Genomic DNA, 7,157 nt, shown 5'->3' on the forward strand with positions numbered 1-7,157 from the left:
CGTCTTCAATCGGCAGCAGGAACGGATGGTCTACATCGCGTATCGGCTCAGGAATATAGCTGTCCATGATCTCGGCAAGCTCGTAAATCTTCTTTACCCACTTTTCTTCTCCGCGCAGCGCTCCAAGAGCGGAACCGCGGATTATCGGAATGTCGTCAGCCGGAAAACCGTATTCCGTCAGAAACTCGCGAATCTCCAATTCAAGAAGTCTGAGATACTTTGTGTCATTAATAATCCAGTCAACATCGCACTTGTTCAGGAACACGATGATATGGGCAATGCCTATCTGACGGGCAAGAAAAATGTGCTCGCGAGTCTGGGGCATCGGGCCTTCGAAGGCATCTACCACAAGTATGGCTGCATCCATCCTGGCCGCGCCGGTGATCAGGCACTTAACGGAGTCAGCGTGGCTCGGACAGTCGGCGTGATCATAGTGCCGCTTGGCAGAATCGTACTTTGCGCGAAAAATGTTAATGTTAACGCCTTTTACCCTTTCCGCAGGAGGTGCTGCAATCTCATCAAGGTTTGGCATGTCGCCGCCAAACTTCCTGTTCAGCAGGATGCTAAGAGCAGCTGTAAGAGTGGACTTTCCATGGCCTTCATGACCGATGACACCTACATTTACGCATGGCAAATCAGACGGTGCAGCTTTCGACAGGTTGACTCTCTTCAGGGCTGCTTCTACGATTTTCATCAGGTCATCTTCCGGAGCAAAAACATTTTCGACTAGCTCATTTTCGGGTGTCTCCCACTCTTCTTTCGTTCTTACTTTGTTTGCAACTTCAACATAGATGCGTGAACCTTTGTGAAGATACGTCTCCCACTCTTCTTTCGTTCTTACTTTGTTTGCAACTACTGTTTTTGGTCTTGCTGCGGAGATCAGTCTGTCTCTCATTGCTAAAATCTTTTCATCAGCCGCATCGGTGGATTCAGCTCCGTCCCCTTCCTGGTCAGTGTCATCTGTTTCTTCTCCGGCTTCATATCCGTCGTCAGGATAATTATCCTCGGCATCTTTGCCATAACCGACATCGTACTCTTCCAGATCGTTGTCCTCAGCATAATCATCCTCTTCTGTGTCATTTGCCGCGGCATCCTCTCCGGATTCAGCTTCGTAATCAGCACGATTCAGAGCGTCCTGTCTCCTTTCGATATCCATGGCCAATCTTTCATCGGTAATTCTCTGGACATCTTCTTCAATTTCAGCATCACCATATTCTTCGACTTCAGTTTCAGTCTCCGATTCACCTCCGGTTTCAGTCCCGGCATCATCGGTATCATGCTTTTTTAAATCAATTCCAGAATGCGAGACAGCATCATCAGAAGATTCTGCTGTATTTTCTGATCTGCGATCTTTTGACTTAGATTCTGAAATTATCAGTAAAACAATTCCAATACTTGTCAGCATCAATAAAAGCGCAGCAATCGTAGGATAATAAAAAATCAAAAAACCAATACCAGTTAGCAGCATCACAACAAAACTGCCAATAACAACTGCGGCAACTATCACGTTATTATCAATTTTTATGCTTTTTTTCTTTGAGCGGTCAGCGGCTAACGAGATTGCTATCGCTAAGCTAAATCCAATAAGCAGCACCAACAATACAAGCGAAACAATAGTAGGATAACAAAACACCAAATAACCAAGACCAATTAACAGGGCCCCGCCGAAAATGCCAAAAACAACCTTGTTAGATTTTTCGCCCCTAGCCCCATTTCTGGCTTTTTCCTTTTCATCTTTTGCCTTGTCCTGAGCATCCTGGATCGCTTGGTTAATGACTCTCACAAACTGATGTGTCTGATCATCTCCATCTTTGCGGTTTAGAGCATCCTGCTGTCTCAGTTGTACCTCGCGATCAAATCTTTCCCTTGCTGCTGCAATTTGTTCAGCATTGTCCTGTTTGGCTCTTAAATAATCTTCATCCGCATCGCTCTTTTTTAAATCAATTCCATAGTGCGAATCAGGATCTTCAGAAGACTCTGCTGATTTTTCAGAGATGCCTGCAGATTTTGCTTTTGACTTTGATTTAGACTTTGGTGTTGAAAATAATCCAATAAGTATCAATACACCCAAAATCGGTAAGAAAATTTTGGGGTAATAATACGCCAAAACTCCGAAACCAATTAACATGATCAAGCCGCAACAGCCTTCAGCAGCATCGTTTTCAGCGTTAGAAGCCATAGCATCTCCGAAATATTCAGTTATTACTCAAAACCGTCCAATCATCTGATTCAGTTTTAATTAAAGTGGAACTACGCGTAAAAAAACCATGTTATCGGGAAATAATCAGCGTCATAACGCAGGCACCCGGAATACCGGATATCATGCCTCTTAAACCGGAGATCACTTCTCTTTGGCTTCTGTTTTTTTGTTTTCTGATTTTCTGGCTGATCTTTCGCCCAGGTACTGTCCGGTTTCCCGGAACAGTGCAATGTTGATTTTGCTGATGTCGTAGATCTGGTTCTCAATGAAAAACGACACAATAATGTCAAAGGTGATGCTCGGGGACAGAGCGAGTCCGGCCCGGAGCAGGAGATCCTGCGTCTCCTGAAGATTAAGCCGAAGCGCTATGGCCAGCGCCAGAACGGTGTTTTTGGAGGGCGTATAATCCTTGTTGCAGCGAATGCGGGAAAACAGCTTGCGGTCAATGTTGGCGTTTTTGTAGACCGTAACCTCATCCGCATTCTTTTCCTTTATGAGTTCCAAAAGCCTTTCCTGAAAGGTCTTGCTGCCGCTGTTCATCTTGCGGGTGAGAGCGCTGTCGAAGGGCGGGGGAGTAATAATAAACGGGTAAACTAAGCCTAACGATGGCAATACATGAGGGATCGCAGAACTAATGCCTGCCGCGGCCTTCTTCTTATGCATCGAAAGGTAAAGCTCCTTTTCTATCCTTTTTGGCAGCGCCAGAGCGGCAGGATTGAGCACCTTAAGATACACCAGCATGTCAGAATGCTGCAGAAAGGCACTGATCTCGGAAACAGCGGTATTCAGCACCTCCTCCTTAGGAAGAGTGTCGGTATCCTCTCCGAACAGGGGAATGACTACGTCGGCGCACTTAAGGTCCGCGGCCTTCCCGAGAATGCTTCTGTAGCAGGAAGCCAGTTCCGTAATGGTGACGGCCTCATTATCGGGACATGGAATGTCATATGCGGGGTATGACATAAAGTTCGTGTATTCCTGTTAAGTCTGTTAACATTAAAGACTTAATTGGAGTAATGAATATGGCAAAAAAAGATATTAAGCGAAATCCTGCTGCTGAAACAATTGCAGATTTAATTCTCAGTAATTATGACGTACAAAATGCTAAAGACGTTAATGAAGCCTTAAAAGATGTCTTTGGACCTATTTTTGAGAAGATGCTTAATGCCGAAATGGATGCGCATCTCGGTTATGATAAGAGTTCGTCCGCGCCAAAAGAAACAGCGAATCGCAGAAATGGCTATGGTGAGAAAACCATTCAGGGTTCCTTTGGTGAAACCACCATCTCCGTACCCAGGGACAGAGATGGCACTTTTAAGCCTGTCGCAGTACCGAAATATCAGAAGGATGTTTCAGAGATTGAAGGAAAGGTTTTGGCGATGTATGCCCGGGGCATGAGCCAGAGAGATATCAGCGCAACCATCCAGGATATCTATGGTTTTGAACTGTCTCAGGATAAAATCTCAACTATCACAGATGCCATCATTGATGATGTAAAAGAATGGCTGAACAGACCTTTGAAACCACTGTACAGCTTTGTTTTTGTTGACTGTATTTACGTCAAAATGAAGAATGAGCGCGGGGTTGTTGACAATCACGCGGTGTATGTGATTCTTGGCGTTGATTATGAAGGTTTTAAAGAGATTTTAGGGCTGTATATCAGTCCGACAGAATCAAAGTCCACATGGATGAAAATTTTCGACTCCATTAAAGCCAGAGGCGTCGAAGATATTTTATTCTTATCCATGGATGGCGTATCCGGCCTGGAAGAAGGCGTCCATTCAATCTTCCCTCAGACAGTCGTTCAGCGCTGTATTGTTCACCTGATCAGAAATGCCGCAAAGTACATTCCTTCAAAATATTTAAAAGAATTTTGTACCGACTGCAAGGCAATGTATGGCGCCATTAACCTGGAATCAGCCGAAGCTGCCCTTGAATCTCTGAAAGAAAAATGGGGTGCTGATTATCCGGGAGCCGTAAAAGTCTGGATGAACAATTTTAACCACGTACGTCAGCTCTATAATTATCCAGCCGACATACGCAAAGTGATGTATACAACCAATGCAATCGAGTCTGTAAATTCCAGCCTTAGAAAGGTCACTAAAAAAGGCTTCTTTGAAAATGAAAATTCGGTATTTAAAATTTTCTATCTTAGAATCACCGGTGAACTTGCTAGGAAATGGAACAATGCTAAAATACAGAATTGGGCAAGGGTTCTAAATCAGCTATCATGTCTAGATGAAACTAGTACCAGGATAGCCAAGTATATTAGATAACTTTTTCACAATGGGCTTAACATGGGTTTACACGAAATTTCGTTCACACTCCATATGCGACTTCAGGGGAGCCTTTTCGCCGGACATGAAGCTCCGCAGATCCGGAGTCAGCCTCCGCATCCGCATGTCCCGTAAAATCTTCAGCTTTGACTATGAAAAGCGGCATACAACTAATTCTCCACCTTGCAGCTAATTCTCCACCTTGCAGCTTTAAAAATACGGCATATCTCAGTTGTCCGTAAAGCTTTGACCACCCTGTCTGAACAAATCTGTTAAGTTCTTGCAACTCCCTGAAAATTTCCGGAGCCCTGTTTAAGGTATTTCCTGTCCGGCTATCGGCATTTCCGGAACAAGGCAACGGGAATTCAAGTCCTATAGACACGTATCGCACAGTAAAGTATAGAAAAGCAGACAAATTCAAGGTCGTCTCAAAAGCGACAACAAAGCAAAATCAGTGTCTTATCAAAATTTTCCGGGATTACGGTACTGTCTCACGAGGATTTTAGTGATGCATCCCTGATTTCGAGCCCTTTAAGAAAAGGCAAGGAGAAACCGGGCGAGGTGCTAATGGCCAGATTCAAAAATCACAGGGGCGCAAACAAAGGAAGGAATAACAAAATAGCAGAAAAATTACCGTCAGCGATAAGGAAAAGGGAGATAAAAAATGGTAAAGGCTTATCCAAGGGCATGCGAAGGCTCCGGGAGCCGCTTCATCAGCCCCGCCGTTTAAAGCTGCATCAGAAGCAGTACACCACAATGATAAGGCGGGGATGATGAGGCCGGATAATCTTCCAGATCCCTTAGTTCATCCCTTAGTTCATCTTCTCAAAAACACAGGCCGAAGAATTCCCTTTCTTGCAGGCCTTCCCATAGTACTTCCTAGCCTTCGAGCTTTTACCCAGTTCAAAGGCATAACAGGTGGCCGCATCGAAGCAGCCCTTCCCGCTGCCATATTCATCGCAGGCCTCCTCGTAATACTCAAGAGCATCCTTGCAGCTTGCGCCGGGAGACATCTGAAAAGCCATGTCCCCCTTTCTCAGACAGTCAGCGGCGCTCTTGCAATCAACGCCAAACCCCAGAAAGGCCTGGGAGGGAGCGGATAAAGCAAGAAGACAGAGCATTAAAACGTATCTCATGATATTTTCCTCGTGTTGGCGGCAAGTAAGCGTTATTGCCATCTGCGGTTGCAAATCGGTTACGTTTTCCGGAATCATGAACGCCGTAACAGCTTCGGAATAAAGGATCCCGCAATCCCGGAAGGCCTTATTTCAGATATTGCGGGGAGACTGTGTAGAAACTCATTTTATCAGTTTACAGGAAAAGGAAATCCCTCTGTCGCAGGCCCTTCTTAAATACTGCTCCGCCCGGAATTTATCCTTTCGGTCCAGCAACAGGCACATTCCGGCGTCAAAGCAGCCTTTGCCGCTTTTGTAGACGTTGCAGGCCTTCTTGTACGCCCCAAAAGAGTTTTCACAATTTCCGTCAAGATCAGTTACTTTGTTCCCAAACTGCAGACAATCCTGGGCGCTGCGGCAGTCAGTATTCTCTTTTATAATCTGCCAGTTCATCTGGAGCGCGCGTCTTCGACCGCAGTCCTCTTCCGCTTCCCAGTCTATGCAGGGAGCAATTTCATCAATAACGTTTGCATCATTTTTGGGAATTTCCACGGCATCAACTGTAATAAAGATAGCGTAGGACACCAGCGTGATAAAGATCGGCACCTTCTTGGTAATTTGCCATTTGTAAAAACGCCCGGGCCCGGTTTTTGCGATTTTACAGATCCCGTAGGCCATGATGTAGAACCATGATGACACGAAGCATACTAACGGCAGGAAGAAGACATATCTCAGTACTGGCCTGGCGAAAAAGGAGTTTTTGAGGGGACTATGACTCCGCTTCACGTCTCTTCCGATAAGCCAGGCAATAAAAAGGTGTATCCCCGACAGCACCACCAAAAGGAAGGCAATATTCAAAAATCCCACATAGCCTTCGCCGTTGGTTCCCAGACCGGTGGCGCAAATAATATAGATCAGCGCTGTGTAGACAAAATGAACGATAGTAATGATCAAAGGAGAGAATACAATCAGATTGAAAAGAGAAATGCGCTTCTCAAAGAATAATTCCCGATCGCAGGGATTCTCCGGATCGGTTCCGGCAGCTGACTGGGCATGGGGATCCGCGCCGGAGCTGGTACCAGCGCCAGATCCGGTATCGGAGGCACCAGGGGCCTTTTTAAGATTAATCCCGATCCCGGAACTGTGAGGGGCCGTTTCGGATGCCGCGTTCCGGTTCTCCGGTTCTTGGGAATTATCAGAAGGTCCGGGATTGTCAGCAATCTCAGAATTATCAGGAGTCTCGGGATCAATATCGTCCATCTGATCTTCTCTGTCGTTATCTTCCATAGCGCCTCCTTAAGCTCGAAACCTACTGCCGCCAGCAAAAACAAAAGCGGTATCAGTATCAGCATAAGCCCGCGCCGGAAACTCAGGTTTCTGAAGACTGACGCCGTCTTATACCTCATGTCCTGCTTTTGAGTATAGAAAGCCCTGTCATAGCAAGGTCGCTTCGGGATCGACATTCCCGAAAAACAAGGAGTCTGTCACAGACCATGACCCACAAGCTGAGCCCGGCTCCCCCGGCGGCGCCAAAGCCAAAAGATAAAGCAAATGATAAAAACAGGGGGC

General features: G+C 45.9%; 6 protein-coding genes. 1 reads left to right on the plus strand and 5 read right to left on the minus strand.

Features of this window, described 5'->3' with window-relative positions:
- A partial coding sequence (locus ACJROR_RS03205; RefSeq protein ID WP_406545832.1) for a GTP-binding protein occupies positions 1–2,179 on the minus strand: 2,179 nt, incomplete at its 3' end.
- 162 nt (positions 2,180–2,341) lie between these two features.
- Positions 2,342–3,160: a hypothetical protein gene (locus ACJROR_RS03210; RefSeq protein WP_406545833.1), complete on the minus strand. Its 819-nt coding sequence runs from the start codon at positions 3,158–3,160 to the stop codon at positions 2,342–2,344.
- Positions 3,161–3,219: 59 nt separating this feature from the next.
- Here ACJROR_RS03210 and ACJROR_RS03215 point away from each other — a divergent pair, with 59 nt between their 5' ends.
- Positions 3,220–4,473, plus strand: a complete 1,254-nt coding sequence (locus ACJROR_RS03215) for an IS256 family transposase (RefSeq protein WP_406545834.1) — start codon at positions 3,220–3,222, stop codon at positions 4,471–4,473.
- Positions 4,474–4,516: 43 nt separating this feature from the next.
- Here ACJROR_RS03215 and ACJROR_RS03220 read toward each other — a convergent pair whose 3' ends face one another.
- The 3 genes from ACJROR_RS03220 to ACJROR_RS03230 all read right to left on the minus strand — a co-directional run bounded on the left by ACJROR_RS03220 (position 4,517) and on the right by ACJROR_RS03230 (position 6,875).
- On the minus strand, positions 4,517–4,855 hold the full coding sequence (locus ACJROR_RS03220) for a hypothetical protein (protein WP_406545835.1): 339 nt from the start codon (positions 4,853–4,855) through the stop codon (positions 4,517–4,519).
- Positions 4,856–5,285: 430 nt separating this feature from the next.
- Positions 5,286–5,609 carry a hypothetical protein gene (locus tag ACJROR_RS03225; RefSeq protein ID WP_406545836.1) on the minus strand — a complete coding sequence of 108 codons (324 nt, stop codon included), beginning with the start codon at positions 5,607–5,609 and terminating at the stop codon, positions 5,286–5,288.
- A gap of 162 nt (positions 5,610–5,771) precedes the next feature.
- Positions 5,772–6,875 carry a hypothetical protein gene (locus tag ACJROR_RS03230; protein WP_406545837.1) on the minus strand — a complete coding sequence of 368 codons (1,104 nt, stop codon included), beginning with the start codon at positions 6,873–6,875 and terminating at the stop codon, positions 5,772–5,774.
- Positions 6,876–7,157 lie beyond the last annotated feature (282 nt).

Source organism: Succinimonas sp. (assembly GCF_045225735.1).
Taxonomy (GTDB): domain Bacteria; phylum Pseudomonadota; class Gammaproteobacteria; order Enterobacterales; family Succinivibrionaceae; genus Succinimonas.